The sequence below is a fragment of the Streptomyces sp. G45 genome, assembly GCF_049542095.1.
Taxonomy (GTDB): domain Bacteria; phylum Actinomycetota; class Actinomycetes; order Streptomycetales; family Streptomycetaceae; genus Streptomyces.
Genome location: NZ_JBMUZU010000001.1, coordinates 3131871 through 3147311 on the forward strand (window position 1 = coordinate 3131871; position 15441 = coordinate 3147311).

At 74.4% G+C, this 15441-nt stretch carries 11 protein-coding genes, 1 tRNA gene, 2 pseudogenes and 1 CRISPR repeat array; of the genes and pseudogenes, 6 read left to right on the forward strand and 8 right to left on the reverse strand.

From position 1 onward, the window contains the following. Nucleotides 1-100: 100 nt before the first annotated feature. The 6 genes and pseudogenes from lysA to ACOBQU_RS12515 form a co-directional block, all read right to left on the reverse strand. A complete protein-coding gene (gene lysA, locus ACOBQU_RS12490; protein WP_423626639.1) occupies nucleotides 101-1492 on the reverse strand; it encodes a diaminopimelate decarboxylase in 1392 nt (463 codons plus the stop codon). Nucleotides 1493-1512: 20 nt separating this feature from the next. Further along, nucleotides 1513-2660: pseudogene (gene nrtL / locus ACOBQU_RS12495) on the reverse strand (ArgS-related anticodon-binding protein NrtL). 123 nt (nucleotides 2661-2783) lie between these two features. Then, nucleotides 2784-3278, reverse strand: a complete 495-nt coding sequence (locus ACOBQU_RS12500; protein ID WP_423626640.1) for a response regulator — start codon at nucleotides 3276-3278, stop codon at nucleotides 2784-2786. A 77-nt stretch (nucleotides 3279-3355) separates the two neighbouring features. Beyond that, a complete protein-coding gene (locus ACOBQU_RS12505; protein ID WP_423626642.1) occupies nucleotides 3356-4780 on the reverse strand; it encodes a DUF6177 family protein in 1425 nt (474 codons plus the stop codon). 758 nt (nucleotides 4781-5538) lie between these two features. Continuing rightward, nucleotides 5539-6055: direct repeats of the CRISPR family, unit length 29 nt; unit sequence GTGGTCCCCGCGCGTGCGGGGGTGGCCCC. Nucleotides 6056-6585: 530 nt separating this feature from the next. Continuing rightward, nucleotides 6586-6657, reverse strand: a tRNA-Arg gene (locus ACOBQU_RS12510). A gap of 114 nt (nucleotides 6658-6771) precedes the next feature. Then, nucleotides 6772-7590 (reverse strand): SAM-dependent methyltransferase, encoded by an 819-nt coding sequence (locus tag ACOBQU_RS12515; protein ID WP_423626644.1) that lies wholly within the window; start codon nucleotides 7588-7590, stop codon nucleotides 6772-6774. Between the two features lie 278 nt (nucleotides 7591-7868). Between ACOBQU_RS12515 and ACOBQU_RS12520 the strand changes: the two genes are divergently transcribed. After that, entirely contained in the window at nucleotides 7869-8672 is an 804-nt protein-coding gene (locus tag ACOBQU_RS12520; RefSeq protein ID WP_423626646.1) for a class I SAM-dependent methyltransferase family protein, read from the forward strand. A 171-nt stretch (nucleotides 8673-8843) separates the two neighbouring features. Here the strand turns inward: ACOBQU_RS12520 and ACOBQU_RS12525 are convergent, their stop codons facing one another. After that, entirely contained in the window at nucleotides 8844-9902 is a 1059-nt protein-coding gene (locus tag ACOBQU_RS12525; protein ID WP_423626648.1) for a Ku protein, read from the reverse strand. A gap of 50 nt (nucleotides 9903-9952) precedes the next feature. Between ACOBQU_RS12525 and ligD the strand changes: the two genes are divergently transcribed. Beyond that, nucleotides 9953-10849, forward strand: a complete 897-nt coding sequence (ligD, locus tag ACOBQU_RS12530; protein WP_423626650.1) for a non-homologous end-joining DNA ligase — start codon at nucleotides 9953-9955, stop codon at nucleotides 10847-10849. A gap of 47 nt (nucleotides 10850-10896) precedes the next feature. Here ligD and ACOBQU_RS12535 read toward each other — a convergent pair. Beyond that, nucleotides 10897-11699, reverse strand: a pseudogene (locus ACOBQU_RS12535) (nuclease-related domain-containing protein). Between the two features lie 303 nt (nucleotides 11700-12002). Between ACOBQU_RS12535 and ACOBQU_RS12540 the strand changes: the two are divergent. The 4 genes from ACOBQU_RS12540 to ACOBQU_RS12555 all read left to right on the forward strand — a co-directional run bounded on the left by ACOBQU_RS12540 (nucleotide 12003) and on the right by ACOBQU_RS12555 (nucleotide 15325). Continuing rightward, on the forward strand, nucleotides 12003-12365 hold the full coding sequence (locus ACOBQU_RS12540; protein WP_423626652.1) for a hypothetical protein: 363 nt from the start codon (nucleotides 12003-12005) through the stop codon (nucleotides 12363-12365). A gap of 320 nt (nucleotides 12366-12685) precedes the next feature. Beyond that, nucleotides 12686-13507: a hypothetical protein gene (locus ACOBQU_RS12545; RefSeq protein ID WP_423626654.1), complete on the forward strand. Its 822-nt coding sequence runs from the start codon at nucleotides 12686-12688 to the stop codon at nucleotides 13505-13507. After that, a complete protein-coding gene (locus tag ACOBQU_RS12550; RefSeq protein ID WP_423626656.1) occupies nucleotides 13504-14799 on the forward strand; it encodes an ATP-binding protein in 1296 nt (431 codons plus the stop codon). Before ACOBQU_RS12545 ends, ACOBQU_RS12550 begins: the two co-directional genes overlap by 4 nt. A 166-nt stretch (nucleotides 14800-14965) precedes the next feature. Continuing rightward, nucleotides 14966-15325, forward strand: coding sequence for an SH3 domain-containing protein (locus ACOBQU_RS12555; RefSeq protein ID WP_423626658.1), 360 nt, complete (start codon nucleotides 14966-14968; stop codon nucleotides 15323-15325). Nucleotides 15326-15441 lie beyond the last annotated feature (116 nt).

Below are 15441 nucleotides of genomic sequence, written 5' to 3' on the forward strand. Positions count from 1 at the left end.
CACCGGAACGGTGTTTCTGACCAAAGTCCGGATCGTGAGACATGGCGGCCACGAACCGGGTGCGACGGTGCCGGGTGTCACCCGACGCCGGTGCCGGGTGTCACCCGACGTCGAGGCGCAGCAGGTCCTCCTCCGTCTCGCGGCGCACGATGACGCGGGCCGCGCCGTCCTTCACCGCGACGACCGGGGGTCGCAGGGCGTGGTTGTAGTTGCTCGCCATGGAGCGGCAGTACGCGCCGGTCGCGGGCACGGCGATCAGGTCGCCGGGCGCGACGTCGGCGGGCAGGAACGCGTCCCGCACCACGATGTCACCGCTCTCGCAGTGCTTGCCGACGACGCGGACGAGCATCGGCTCGGCGTCGGACGACCGGGACACGAGCGCGACGCTGTACTCGGCGTCGTACAGCGCGGTGCGGATGTTGTCCGACATGCCGCCGTCCACGGAGACGTACGTACGCAGGCCTTCGAGGGGCTTGACGGTGCCGACCTCGTACAGCGTGAAGGCCGTCGGGCCGACGATGGCGCGGCCCGGCTCGACGGAGAGCCGGGGCACCCGCAGCCCGGCCCGCTCGCACTCCCGCGTCACGATCTCGCGCAGCGCGTCGGCGATCTCCCGCGGCTCGCGCGGGTCGTCGTCGCTGGTGTACGCGATGCCGAGGCCGCCGCCGAGGTCGATCTCGGGCAGTTCGATCCCGTGCTCGTCGCGGATCTCGGCGAGCAGCCCCACGACGCGGTGGGCGGCCACCTCGAACCCGGAGGTGTCGAAGATCTGCGAGCCGATGTGGCTGTGGATGCCGACGACCTCCAGGCCGTCGAGCTTCAGGGCGCGCCGGACGCCCTCGGCGGCCTGGCCACCGGCGAGCGCGAGGCCGAACTTCTGGTCCTCGTGGGCGGTGGCGATGAACTCGTGGGTGTGCGCCTCGACGCCGACGGTGACGCGGATCTGCACGCGCTGGCGCGTCCCGAGCGCGTCGGCGACATGGGCGACCCGCACGATCTCCTGGAAGGAGTCGAGCACGATCCGGCCGACCCCGGCGCGCACGGCCCGCTCGATCTCGTCGACGCTCTTGTTGTTGCCGTGGAAGGCGATGCGGTCGGCGGGCATGCCCGCGGCCAGGGCGGTGGCCAGCTCGCCCGCGGAGCACACGTCGAGGTTGAGCCCCTCCTCGTGCAGCCAGCGCACGACGGCCCGGGACAGGAAGGCCTTGCCCGCGTAGAACACGTCGGCGTCCGGCCCGAAGGCGTCGCGCCAGGCCTGGCAGCGGGCGCGGAAGTCGTCCTCGTCGACGACGTACGCGGGGGTGCCGAACTCCTCGGCGAGGCGGACCACGTCGACGCCGCCGACGCTGACGGTGCCGTCGGCGGCGCGCGCGACGGTGCGGGCCCAGACCTTGGGGTCGAGGGCGTTGAGGTCGGCGGGCGGCGGGGCGTAGTGCCCCTCGGGCAGGACGTCTCCGTGCCGGGGGCCTGCGGGGTGGGCGGAACGGCTCATGGCGTGGTGGGCTCTCTCGTCTACAGGTGGTCGGGCGCGCTGATGCCGAGCAGGGACAGGCCGCCCGCGAGCACCGTCCCGGCGGCTTCGGCGAGGGCGAGCCGGGAGCGGTGGGCGGCCGAGGGTTTCTCGTCGCCCAGGGGCAGCACGCGGTGCGCCTGCGCGAGGAAGGCGTCGGCGGTGCGGACGAGGTGCCGGGCGAGCCGGTCGGGCTCGTGGCGGCGGGCGGCGAGCGCGAGGACGGACGGGTAGTCGCCCAAGGCGCCGACAAGCTCTTCTTCTGCTGCTGCGTCTGTAGCTGCCGTGTCCGTCGCTGCTACGTCTGCCGCTGTTACGTGTGTCGCTGTTACGTCTGCTGTTACGTCTGCTGTTACGTCTGCTGTTACGTCTGCTACGTCGCCGGGGGTGCCGGTGAAGCCGAGGGCGGCGGCGTTGCGGGTGAGGGCCCGGGTGCGGGCGTGGGCGTACCGGACGCGGAACAGGGGGTTGGTCTCGCGCTGGGCGAGGTGCTCGTCGCCGGTGCGGGGGTGGTCGTGGGCGGCGGGGTGCAGCAGGGCCCAGCGTCCGGCGTCGCGGCCCAGGCGCAGCGGGTCGGGGGCGGTGGGGGCCGGGACGGGGGCGAGGGTGGTCACGGGCGCCGGGGGCCGCCCGACGCCGTCGACCTGGACGCCGAGGACGCGCTCCCAGGCCGGGTCGGGGGCGGCGTCGCTGGTGAGGCGCACGTCGGCGCCCTGGGAGCGCAGGACGCGGCGGACGGCGTCGGCGACGACGAGGGCGCGCGGCTCGTGCGGGGCGTGCAGCCGCACGAGCGGACCGGTGCCGGGCGCCAGGTGCCCGTACCGCTCTCCCCGCGCGCGCACGTCCCGTACGAGTCCGGCCGCGCTCCCCCGGCCAGGGTGATGCTGACGAAGCCGGGACCGGTGACCTCGGCGCCCGCGATGCCGGGCTCGGCGGCGACGCGGGCGGAGAGGATCGCGGCGGCGCGCAGCGGCGGCAGGCCCGCCTCGCGGGCGACGCGCAGGGCGAGGTTGGTGGCGTAGTCCCCGGTGCCGCCGGGGCGCGGGCGCTCGACGTGCGCCCGGTCGGGCACGCCCGCGCGAAGCTCACCGGCGTCCACGGCGCACCGCATGGCGCGCAGGACGGTGCGGGAGAGCTCGGCGGGGGTCACGGGACAAGGGTATCCCTGGCGGGGGCGCCGTCTCCGGTGGGTTTTTGCAGCAACCTGCCCGGACCGGCTCCCGCCGGGGCGCCGCGGTGTGCTGTGGTGCGGCGCCGGTGCGCGGCGGCCGGTTCAGCCTCCGGCGTGGCCCGCCCGCTCCCCGCCGCCGGAGCACCCGCTGCCCAGGGGTCCGCGTCCGGGCCCGTCACCGGCCATCAACTGCCGTACGACCGCGACGAGTTCGGCGGGTTCGAAGGGCTTGGCCAGGAAGGCGTCGACGCCGACGTCCAGTCCGGTCTCCACCTCGTACTGCGTGCAGGCGCTGACGACGACCAGGGGCAGGGTGCTCGTGCGCGGGTCGGAGCGGAGCCGGGCGGCGGTGCGCAGGCCGTCGAGGCGGGGCATCACGACGTCGAGGGTGACGACGTCGGGCCGGACCTGGTGCACGACGTCCAGGCATTCGGCACCGTCAGCCGCGGTCACGACCTCGAACCCCTCCAGTTCGAGATTGACCCTGATCAGCTGCCGGATGACCTTGTTGTCGTCGACAACAAGCACCCGGCCGGGCGCGCCTGGCACAACTCGAGAGTAGGTCGACAGCCGCCGTCGCGTCCGGGTTTTCCCCACTTCCGCCCCTTGCGGGGGAGCCGGGCGGGCCCCGCGCGCGCGAGCGTCCGGCCCGCCGCGGGCCCCGCCGCGGGGCCTCACTCCCCCTTGAGGTGACCGGTGAGCACCCGCAACGCGTCCCAGGCAGCGGGGTCGCGGCCGTCGCCGAGCGGGTAGTGCAGCGCGGGCGCGGCGGCGGGCCCGAGGCGTGCGGGGGCGACGTCGAGCGGCGGGCGCTGGGCGCGGGTGAGACCGATGTCACGTACGGCGTCGGGGCCGAGGGTGAACGCGAGCGGGACCGGCGGGGCCTCCCACCGCGCGGGCACGGTCAGGTCGCGGCGGGCGGAACGCAGCGACGTCAGCAGCGACACCAGGCCGTGCTCGGCGGCGAGGGCCTCGGCGAGGCGCGCGATGTCCTCGGCGGCGGGGGGCGGGTCCTGGGCGCCGTGGCCGACGGCGAGGGTGATGTCCTCCTCGACTCCGGCGCGGGTGCGGGTGACGTCGAGGGTGGCGAGGGCGGGGCGGGTGGGGCGGGCGGGCCCGCCGACGGCCATGAGCCAGGTGGGCCGGGGTGCGCGGCGGCGGGCCAGGGCGGTCAGCTGGCGGGGCGACCAGGGCAGGTTCACCGGCTCGGCCGTGCTCAAGCCCGCGGGTGGTGCGCCGGTGAGGTGGCGGAAGGCGGTGTCGAGGGCGCCGCCGAGAACGAGGTCCTCGTCGGGGTCGTGGCGGGTGCGGATGCCGAGGATGAGCTGGCGCTCGCCCGCGTCGGGCGCGGGCCGGAAGGCTTCGGCCAGCCGGACCGTGCCGTCGTCGTCGCGAATGGGACCGAACGCCCCGTCGCGCCAGTCGAGTTCGGCGCCGGAGAGGCCGTCGTAGTAGCCGTGGTCGGGGTGCTGGACGACCCAGCGGTTCGGGTGTCCCTGGAGGGCCAGGCGGGCGGGCAGGGTGAGCCTGGTGTGCGGCGGGGTGACGATCTGGAGGGCCCGGTCGGCGGCGGTGGCCTCGCGCAGGGCGTCGGAGAGCCAGGTGCTCATGGCGATGACGGGCCGGTCCTGGATGACGACGGCGGCCTCGTCGGTGAGGGCGTCGACGGCGGGGGGCGTGACCGCGGGGCCCGGGGCTTCGCCTAGGGGTCCGTCCGGGGCGACGGTCACGACGTCGGTGTGCGCGGCCCCCGGCGGCCACACGCTGCCGCCCAGCACGGTGGCGAGGCGCCCGGCGAACGATCCCGCCAGCCGCTCGGCCTCCTCCACGGCGAGGGAGGCACGGGCCTCCGTCCACCAGAACGGCCCGTCCGGAACGGACACGTCCACACCGAGCAGCCGCTGGGCCTCCCCCGGCGTGTGCACCAGCACGGGCGCCTCGACGGACACCAGCGTGCGCCCGTCCGGCGCACACAACTGAACGACCGCCCCCTCGGCCAGCGTCCGCACCTCCAGATCGGGCCCACCGGCGAGCAGCCCCGCCACCACCGTCTTGGCGTCGGGCATGGCGGGGGTAAGGGCTATGACGTCGTGGGTCACGCTCGCCCGGCTTCCATCAAGAGCCTCGCTTTCTCACAGGCACCCTGCGCGCGGCTTCGAGCAGGGCCCTCACATCGTGGACCTTGGCCGCCTTCCGCTGACCGTTCCGGCCGAACTCGCGCGAGGTCACCGACCGCACTCCGGCCGAAGAGATATCCCACGCGGGCGTACCGGTCCTCGCGCCGTTCCCCGTGACCCCGCCCTGCTGGCCCCGTGGTGTTCGCCGCCTTGCTGCAGCGCACTCCCTTGCCGCCTTCACCGCGCGATCCCGGCCCCCCAGCACCCGCTGCAACTGCCCGATAATGAGGTGCACGCGCTCTGTACGTCGACGGAGGCCCCGGTGTCGTACGAACGCCGGTCCTGAAGTCCCGGCCATGCCCAACCTCCAGACCACCACAGCGCACGACGCGCCCCTTCGCGCCTACTTTTCCCCTAAGTCATCGCATACGCAACACAGTTGACGGCAACTCAGCACGATGCGAAGCCACCCCCTGCGCCTTCGCCTCCCCCATGACTGGGCCGCCGAGCGACCGACCCACACGTTCCTCACACACGAGGCCAACCGAACGACCACCTTCCAGGGCGCCCACGCCGGGCGAAACGGTGACGGCGCCTGCCGTAGCCTGACTTGCACGCTGAATCACTCGACAAGCACGGGTCGCGCTCCCCTACCCAAAGACCCGAGGAGAGAAATGTCCGTTTCTCCGAAGGTGAGCAAAACCCAGCACCTGCCGCGCTAACGCCCCTGGTCAGCTCCTGTGGTCCCCGCGCGTGCGGGGGTGGCCCCTGGAACATGGTCGTGAGCTTGTGGGTGCCCGAGTGGTCCCCGCGCGTGCGGGGGTGGCCCCGGTCGATGTCGGAGAGCGGCACGTGATCACACGTGGTCCCCGCGCGTGCGGGGGTGGCCCCGTCGAAGCCGAGCATCGGCAGGATCGTCGGGGGTGGTCCCCGCGCGTGCGGGGGTGGCCCCGCCCGCGACCACTCCGCCGCGTACCGGCTGGTGTGGTCCCCGCGCGTGCGGGGGTGGCCCCGTGCGGTAGGCCTCGGGCGGCATCTTCGGCTCGTGGTCCCCGCGCGTGCGGGGGTGGCCCCAGACCTGCGACCAGGCCGAGGCCGAGCGCGGTGTGGTCCCCGCGCGTGCGGGGGTGGCCCCGCGACCGACGGCGGCGGCCAGAGCATCACCGCGTGGTCCCCGCGCGTGCGGGGGTGGCCCCACGTCATCCGCCTGTCCTGCATCGCCAAGCGCGTGGTCCCTGCGCGTACGGGGGTGGCTCCCCATCGCCCCATACTGCGGCATGGGCGTCATGTGGTCCCCGCGCGTGTAGGGGCACGCCCTCCTCAACCTCGCTGCCAGGGCCCCCACGCACGGGCCCCGGCTCGCCCCCCCTTCACCCCAGCCCCCCTCCGCCAAGAGGCCCGTCCACTGGCCTTCGGGCTTCCCGCCGCGCAAGGTCGCGTGGCCGCTCGCGGAGAAGACCTCTCCTCGGCCGCGCCCCACGCATCACGGACTGGCTCCGCGCCGGTCTCCAGGTGGCAGAGGTGGTCCGGCATGCCGCCCCCGGAGGTCGCCACTGGGCGGGCCTCATCGGCATCGGCCAGGACGAGGGCGGCGCGAGAAGGTCGAGACGACGGTGGGTGGAGGCGGCGTCGGACGCGTTGGGAGGAGCCGTGCGTGGCTCACGCACTCCTCACTCGCAGCGCGTGGGAGGCAATGAGAAACGGCCGGAGTCAGTGAGTCTGACTTCGGCCGTTTCATCGAGGCATCCGCCCTGGTCACATACGCATCTGGTAGGTGATCCGGCGAGTGCCCCCGGCAGGATTCGAACCTGCGCACACGGCTCCGGAGGCCGTTGCTCTATCCCCTGAGCTACGGGGGCGTGTCCGCCGCGTCGTGCGCGGTGACGGGTAGAACACTACCAGCTCCGCGGGGGTGTTCCAGAACCGGTATGCGCGCAGCGTCCGGGGGGTGGCCCGGACGCCGCGCGGGGTGGTTACGGCTTGCGGGCGACGCCCGCGTAGGCGTCCACCTGGGGGGTGGCGTCCGCGGTCGGGGTGGGGCGCCAGTCGGTGACGCGGGTGACGCCCGGGTCGGTGAGGGTGAGGCCGTCGAAGAAGCCGGTGATCTCCTCGACGCTGCGGACGTGGTACGGGATGGCGCCGCTCTGGTTGTACGCGTCGGACGCGGCGATCATGCCCTCGCTGGTGGAGGTGGAGTCGCTGATGACCAGGTAGCTGCCGGACGGCAGGCCCGCCATGAGGCGGTTGACCAGGTCGCGGGCCTGGTCGTAGGAGCCGACGTGGCCCAGGGTGTTGAGGATCATCAGGGCGACCGGCTGGGTCAGGTCCAGGGTCTTGGCGGCCTCTTCGAGGATCGCCTCGGGCTCGTACAGGTTCGCGTCGATGTACGCCGTGACGCCCTCGGGGGTGCTGGTCAGCAGGGCGCGGGCGTGCGCCAGGACCAGCGGGTCGTTGTCCACGTAGACGATGCGCGCGTCGGGGGCGACGCGCTGGGCGACCTCGTGGGTGTTGTCGGCGGTGGGCAGGCCCGTACCGATGTCGAGGAACTGGCGGATGCCCTGCTCCCCGGCGAGGTGGCGGACGGCGCGGCCGAGGAAGAGGCGGCTGGTGCGGGCGACGTCCACGAGGCCGGGGAAGATCGCCTTGATCTCGTCCCCTAGCTCCCGGTCCTTCTCGTAGTTGTCCTTGCCGCCCACGAAGTAGTTCCAGAAGCGCGCCGAGTGCGGCTTGCTCGTGTCGATCCGGGCGCGTATCGCCGCGGAGTCGTCGAGCTGGGGGTCGGAATCGGTCACGGGGACCTCCTGCGGTGCGTAGGCCTGTTGATCGCCCTGGCGAGTCGATCACGTATCAAAGTAGCAACTGTGCCGCAGGTCAGGCGCGTTGGTGCGGGATTGGCCGGTGCCCGCTGCGGGCGCGGTTCCCGCGTGGTCGAGCAGGGGATTCCGCCACCGCCCGCCATGAGGTCGAGCAGGCCCCGTACGCCGCCGCGGGCGCCCCGGCCGCGTACTCAGGGGCGTCCGAGTAGCCGTACGGATGCCCCGCGCGCGGCGGCGCGGCGACCCTTGCGGGCATGACGACACCAGTGCGGAACCTCAAGTGGGCAGTGATGCGGGGCCTGTTGGGCACGGTCGGCCGGGCCTCGAAGGGCGTCAGGACCGGCTACCGGCACGGCTTCGACAGCGGCACGATGCTCGACTACGTGTACGTGAACCGGGCGCAGGGGGCGCTCGGCGTCGGCCGCCTGATCGACCGCGTCTATCTGAACGCCGTCGGCTGGCGTGCCATCCGGGCCCGCCGCGCCCTGCTCCAGCGGGTGCTGCGGGAGCAGGTCGACGCCCGCCCGGGCCGCGAGGTGCGGGTGCTTGACGTGGCCGCGGGGCCCGGCCGCTACCTCCAGGACCTGGCCGCCGCGTACGGGCCGGGCCGGGTGCGGGTGCTGTGCCGGGACCTCGCGGTGGCGGGCCTTCGGCAGGGCGAGGCGCTCGCGCGGGCGCGCGGCCTGACGAACATCGCGTACGAGACGGGGGACGCCTTCGACCCGGAGCCGCCCGCGGACGGGGCGCCCGACGTCATCGTCGTGTCCGGGCTGTACGAGCTGATGCTGGAGGACGACACGATCCGGACCTCCCTCAAGCGGCTGCGGGAGCTGCTCGCCCCGGGCGGCGTCCTGATCTGCACCACCCAGACGCACCACCCGCAGCTCGACTTCATCGCGAACGTGCTGCCCAACCGGGAGGGGCGGCTGTGGGTGATGAAGTGCCGGAACGTGGCGCTGACGGAGGGCTGGGCGCGGGAGGCCGGGTTCGGGGACGTGCGCAGCCGCCGGGAGGAGCTGGGGCTCTTCGCGGTGACGGTGTGCGGCGCGGCCGGGTGACGGTGTGCGGCGCTTGCGGGTGACGGTCTGCGGTGCTTGCGGGTGACGGTGGCCTTGGGTGCCGCCCGGTCGTTCGGCCTTCGGCCTCGTCCTCAAGCGCCGGACGGGCTGATGTCCTCCTGCCCCGCGGTTCAGAGCGCGACGCCCGCCGGATTTCCGGTGCCCCGCGGTTCAGGACGCGCGGCGCTTGGCCGTGGTCTTCTTCGCCGTGGCGGTCTTCTTCGTGGTGGTCTTCTTCGCCGTCGTCTTCGCCGCCGTCGACTTCTTGGCCGTCGACTTCGTCGCCGTCGACTTCGTCGCCGTGGACTTCGTCGCCGTCGACTTCTTCTTCGCCGTCGTCTTCTTCGCCGTCGACTTCTTGCCGCCCACCTGCTTGGGGGTCGTACGGGACGTGCGGCGCGACGGGAGGGACGTGACCTCGGCCTCGGTGGCGCGCTCCGCGGGTTCGCCGCGGGCCGAGCGGGCGGCGCGGACGCTGTTCTCCAGGGCGGCCATCAGGTCGATGACCTTGCCGCCGCGGGGCTCGGCGGCGGGGGCCGGGGCCTCGGTCGTGCCGCCCTCGACCTTCGCGGCGATCATCTCCTCGACGGCCGCGCGGTAGTCGTCGTGCAGCGAGTCCAGGTCGACCTCGCCGAGGGTGTCCATCAGGGCGTCCGCCAGGTCCAGCTCGGCGTCGCGGACCGTGACGCTCGTGTCCGGGGCGACGCTCTCGGGGGCGCGGATCTCGTCCGGCCACAGCAGGCCGTGCATCGCGATGACGTCGTCGACGACGCGCAGCATGCCGAGCCGTTCGCGGCCGCGCAGCGCGAACTTGGCGATGGCCACCCGCTGGCTGCGCTTGAGGGCCTCGCGCAGAAGGGTGTACGGCTTGGCGGCGGGCACGCCGTTGGCCGCGAGGTAGTACGCGGTGTCCATCTGGAGCGGGTCGATGCGGTCGGCGGGGACGAACGCCACGATCTCGATGGTCTTCGCGGTCGGGATCGGCAGCGACGCCAAGTCGTCCTCGGTGATCGGGATGATCGAGCCGTCGGCGTCCTCGTACCCCTTGCCGATCTCGGCCGACGGGACCTCGCGGTCCTCCAGCTCGCAGACCTTGCGGTAGCGGATGCGGCCGCCGTCCTCCGTGTGGATCTGGCGGAACGAGACCGAGTGGCTCTCCGTGGCGTTCACGAGCTTGATCGGGATGCTGACCAGGCCGAAGGAGATGGCGCCGTTCCATATGGAGCGCATGCGATGCACCTTTCGCCACGTTTTGTCGCGCTTCGTGGGATTCTCATCGTATGACGCCCATCACGGAGGTGGAGGGGCGGCGGCTCGCGCTCAGCAACCTCGACAAGGTGCTGTACCCGGCGAGCGGCTTCACCAAGGGTGAGGTCCTGCACTACTACGCGACCGCCGCCGACGCGCTCCTGCCCCATCTGCGCGACCGGCCCGTGTCGTTCCTCCGCTTCCCGGACGGCCCCGACGGGCAGCGCTTCTTCACCAAGAACGTGCTGCCCGGTACGCCCACCTGGGTGCGGACGGCCGAGGTGCCGCGGTCCGAGGGGCCCGCGCGGCAGGTCCTCGTCCAGGACCTGGCCTCGCTGATGTGGGCGGCGAACCTGGTCACGGAGTTCCACACGCCGCAGTGGCGGGCCGAGGCGCCGGGCCTCGCCGACCGGCTGGTGCTCGACCTCGACCCGGGGCCGCCCGCGACCGTCGTGGAGGCGTGCGAGGCGGCGCTGTGGCTGCGGGAGCGGCTGGCCGCCGACGGCTTCGAGGTGTGCGCGAAGACCTCCGGGAGCAAGGGGCTGCACCTGCTCGCGCCGCTCACGCCCACACCGTCCGGCGATGTCACCGCGTACGCCAGGCGGCTCGCCGTCGAGGCCGAGCGGGAGCTGCCGCACCTCGTGGTGCACCGGATGACGCGCAGCCTGCGGCCGGGGAAGGTGTTCGTGGACTTCAGCCAGAACGCGGCGGCGAAGACCACGGCGACGCCGTACACGCTGCGGGCGCGGGCCGAGCCGACCGTGTCCACGCCGGTGACGTGGGCGGAGGTCGCGTCCTGCCGGGAGCGCCGGGACCCGGCCCTGCTGACCTTCCTGGCCCCCGACGTCCCGGCCCGCCTCGACGCCCACGGCGACCTGCTGGCACCGCTGCTCACGCCGTCCCGGGCGCGGGCGCTGCCCGACGGGTGACGCGCCGCCGCCGTGGTCACACGACGGGTGACGCGCCGCCGCCGTGGTCACACGTGGAACCAGGTGCGCCGGTCCCGTGCCAGCGCGTGCAGCGCCTCCACGTCCGCGGGCTTCAGCACGCCCCCGGCCCGCGCGAGCCCCACGACCTCGTCCTCCGCCAGCACCCGCACCTCCCGCGGCGGCGCCGCCACCTCCACCCCCGCGGCCCCCACCGGCACCAGCACGGCCCGCACCTCGGCGGTCAGCGCGAACGAGGCCCGCCCGGCGTCCCCGCGCAGTTCCCGCAGCAGCGGCACCGGCTGCGCCCTGCCCACCGCGACCATCGGGTCGGCCACCCGCACCCGCTGCTTGCGGGCGGCGACGGAGCGTACGCAGAAGATCCCGCCGGGGCCGATGAGCAGGTGGTGGATGCGCCCGCCGCCGGGCAGCCCGATGGAGTGGACGGTGCGCCAGCCCGCCGCCTCGCAGCGGTCGAGCGCGTCGCCGACGGCGGTCTCCGCGGCGAGCGCGCGGTGCCGGGGGTCGGAGCGCAGCCGCCGGGCCGGGGCGGCTCCCGGTCGAGCCAGACGCGCAGGGCCTCGCCGGGCCGGTTGGGCGCGAGGTCGTCGTCCGGGTGCAGCGTGAGCCGGGCGAACTCGGCGGGGGTCGGCACGGGCGGCGGGCCCACCGTGACGTTCCCGGTGAGGAAGGGGGCGAGGACGTGCAGCACGTCGGCCTCGCGGTCGGCGCTGAGCAGGTTGACGCGGGCGGTGTCCCGGTCGTACCAGGCCACGTTCCCTCCGTCCGCACGGCACACGTACAGCCGCTCGTGACCGTGCCTGAATGCCGGTACGACGCGCAGTCCGCTCATCCCCATCACCCCATGACCATGGGAGCAGCCGAGAGGTGCCGCGGGCAAGAACCTGACGGCGGCACGCGGAAGTCGACGGCGGTCTCCCCCGCGGTACGCCGGTCCGGCCGGGTCCGGGCCGCCCGCCCCTCCCGTCCCGTAACGGCACTGACCGCACAGCTATGGCGTGCTGTGACAAACCTGCGGGATCGCCGCAACGGGGTGCCTCTACCGTCGTGGACGTCATCGGCCCCCGGGTCGGCCCGCCGGTCGGCCCGCTCTGGAAAGCGGCCCCGTCGGCCGTACGAGCGCAAGGAACGTCCCGTGAGCACCCGCCCCCGCGCCTCCGCCCTCCGCCGCACCGCCGCCGTCTGCGCGCTGGCGAGCGGTGCACTGCTCGCCGCGGCCACGGGCGCCTTCGCCGACGCGCCGTCGCCCGCGCCGTCCACCACCGCCTCCGCGCCCACGCACCCGACGGTGGTCCCGGAGGGCGGCCCGTGGGAGGGCGACCTGTCGGAAGGCGGTGCGTCGGAAGGCGTTGTCCCGGAAGGCAGTGTGCGGGCCGGTGCGGACGGTGTGCCGGAGGGCGGGAACCCCGCGTTCCTGATCGCGGGCGGAGGCATGGCCGCCGCGGGCGCCGGGGGCCTCGGCTTCGCCATGATGCGCCGCGGCCGCACCGACGCCTGACCGGGCCAACCTGGCCGGGGCTGACCGGGCCCACCCGACCGGTCCGACCGACACCGCCCTCCGCCGAGCCCGCCCAGATCCGGCAGGTCGACAAGATCTGGCAGGTCGACAAGGAAGACTTTCCACCCCATAAGGTGTATGGCACGACCGGCCGTCCCGAGCCGCCCCCGCGCACGCGTGGCGGCCCGGTCGGGAACGGAGGAACGGTCACCGCGCCGACACCATCTTTCTCTACGCCGACCTCGCGCGGTGGACGGGTCCCACCGGGTCCCGGCCCCGCCCCGCCCGAGCACCCGTCGCCCCAGGCCCCAGGAGTCCCGTTGAACCGCAGCCGCAGCCGCCGCGCGCTCGCCGCCGCGGCCTTCGGGCTGTGCGCGGCCTCGCTGGTCGTGGGCTGCGGCGACCCGGGGGACCTGCGCGGCGCGGGCCAGACGCCCACGGCGGTCGGCCCCACCCGGCTCTGGCCCGACCTGCCGCCCGCGTCCTCGCCGGTCGGCGACTACGGCACGGCGGACACCGAGCAGGTCGACGGCGTGAAGGTGCCCGGCGGCGACCTGCGCGAGGTGGACCCGGTGGCCATCGTGAAGGCCCAGGCCGCCGCGCACCCCGACGACTACACCGGCCCCTCGGCGCTGTACGAGGAGACCGTCGACGCCCTGAAGTACTGCGGCGCCAAGGACCCGGCCAAGGCCAGGGAGTGCCCGGTCCTCAAGGCGTACTACCGCGACTTCACCGGCGACGGGAAGGACGACGTGGTCATCGGCATCCGCATGCCCGAGGAGCAGCTGGCCATCCGGGTCTACGCCATGGACAAGGGGCATCTGACGCAGATCATGGGCACCTCCGACGCGGTGCTCGGGGTGGAGCTGGCCGGGCGCGACCTGGTGCTGCGCGCGGTCTCCGACATCCCCGGCTACGAGTACCGCACGGCCTGGTCGTGGGACCGGCACCAGCGGGCGATGCTGCCGACCCGCGACGAGTTCCTGCGCTCGTCGGACGCGCCCCGGCCCAAGGGCGTCCGCAGCCCGGCGCCCGCGCTGACCGAGGGCCCCGCCGAGGTGCGCCCGGCCCCCGGGCCCAGCTCCGGCGAGCGCCCGGACGCCCCCGAGGACGGCGGCGGGGGCGGAGGCACCGGCCGATGACCCGACCCCGCAGGCCGCGGCTCCCGCTGCGCCTGCCCGCGTGGACCGCGTCCCTGACGTGGAAGGCGGGCCTGTTCATCACCGTGATGTGCTGCGCGCTCGCGGCGCTGCTCGGTGTGCTCGTGCACGTCGGCGTGACCAACCAGACCGTGGGCCAGGCCCGGGAGCGCGCGCTCACCCGGCTCACGGAGGCCACCCAGCAGTACGAGGCGGGCGGCCGCCTCGGCCCCGGAGCGGGCATCGACCCGCCGGGCCTGCCGAAGGCCCTGCGGGAGCTGGCCGTCGGCGGGGAGCGCGGCACCATGGTCGGCGACCACGACGCGCGGCCGACCGTGTGGGCGGCGGGGCCCGCGGACGGCGGGCGCGCGATCGCCGTACAGGTCGACTACGCGCAGGGCGCCCGCACCATCGACGGGCTCGACCGGGCGATCGTCGCCTCGTCGGTGCTTGCGATCGGGGCGACGCTGCTCGTCGGCTCGTTCGCGGTGACGCGCGTGACGCGGCGGCTGCACCTGACGGCGCGGGTCGCGCGGCGCATCAGCACCGGCGACCTGGACGCGCGCGTCAACGACCCGCGCACCCGCGACCCGCACCGGCACCAGGACGAGGTGGCCACGGTCTCCGGCGCCCTGGACACCATGGCGTCGTCGCTCCAGGGCAAGCTGCTGAGCGAGCAGCGGTTCACCGCGGACGTGGCGCACGAGCTGCGCACCCCGCTGACCGGGCTGCACGCGGCGGCGGAGCTGCTGCCGCCGGGCCGCCCCACCGAGCTGGTACGGGACCGGGTCGCCGCTCTGCGCACGCTGACCGAGGACCTTCTGGAGATCTCCCGGCTGGACGCGCGCAACGAGCGGGTGGACGTGGACGCGGTGCGGCTCGCCCCGCTGGCCGAGCGGGTGGTGCGGGCCTCGGGCGCGGACGTGGAGGTCGTCGTCGTACGCGACATCGTGGTGGACACCGACGGGCGGCGCCTGGAGCGGGTGCTCGGGAACCTGGTGGCCAACGCGCTCAAGCACGGGGCGCCGCCGGTGACCCTGACGGTGGACGGGCCGGTGATCACCGTGCGCGACCACGGGCCGGGCTTCCCCGAGTACCTGGTGCGGCACGGCCCGCAGCGGTTCCGCACGGAGGGCACGACCAAGGGGCACGGCCTCGGCCTGACCATCGCGCTGGGGCAGGCGCGGGTGGTCGGCGCGGAGCTGACGTTCACCAATGTGGCCGAAGGCACGGGCGCGGTGGCGACGCTGACGCTGCCGCGGGGGGATGACGCCTCCGGGGGCGAGACAGGCTGACCGGAAGCCCCGGGCGCCCTGGAACGCGGCCCCCGGCCCGGCCCGTCCGCTGACACCGGGCGGGTCGCATCGCCCTCCGTGACCTTTTGCGTGCACGCCGTGTCGCTTTTAGCGTGAATCGCGGCTTATGGAACGGCCGTACGCCACCCCTCACCCGGAGGTCCCCATGCCCCGTCACGCCCGCTCCGCCCTCGTCCGCCTCGGCATAGCCGTCGCCGGTGGCGCGCTCGCCGCCACCACGCTGGGCGCGGGCCCGGCGCTCGCCGCCGACGGCAACAACGACCACCCCCGCACCTACAAGGGCAGGATCACCGCCAAGTCCGGCCTGCTGCTGCGCGACAAGCCGACCCGGGGCAGCCGCGTCATCCGCCACGAGCCGTACGGCAAGGTCGTGCACATCTTCTGCAAGACGCGCGGCGACCACGTGGGCGGCAACGACCGCTGGTACCTCCTCACGGACGGCACCTGGGCCTGGGGCGCGGCGCACTACATCGCCAACATCGGGCCCGCGCCGCGCTGGTGCTGAGCCACCGGGCCACCGGCGCCCGCCGGACCGCGCCGGAACCCGCCGGACCTCGCCGGAGCCCACCGGACCTCGCCGGACCGCACAGGGCCCCACCGGAACCCATACGGGGCATAACC

Bases quoted from the DNA above. Each gene is read 5' to 3' on its own strand.
- lysA (WP_423626639.1), bottom strand. From the start codon at position 1,492: ATGAGCCGTTCCGCCCACCCCGCAGGCCCCCGGCACGGAGACGTCCTG.
- ACOBQU_RS12555 (WP_423626658.1), top strand. From the start codon at position 14,966: ATGCCCCGTCACGCCCGCTCCGCCCTCGTCCGCCTCGGCATAGCCGTC.
- ligD (WP_423626650.1), top strand. From the start codon at position 9,953: ATGACGCCCATCACGGAGGTGGAGGGGCGGCGGCTCGCGCTCAGCAAC.
- ACOBQU_RS12520 (WP_423626646.1), top strand. From the start codon at position 7,869: ATGACGACACCAGTGCGGAACCTCAAGTGGGCAGTGATGCGGGGCCTG.
- ACOBQU_RS12550 (WP_423626656.1), top strand. From the start codon at position 13,504: ATGACCCGACCCCGCAGGCCGCGGCTCCCGCTGCGCCTGCCCGCGTGG.
- ACOBQU_RS12525 (WP_423626648.1), bottom strand. From the start codon at position 9,902: ATGCGCTCCATATGGAACGGCGCCATCTCCTTCGGCCTGGTCAGCATC.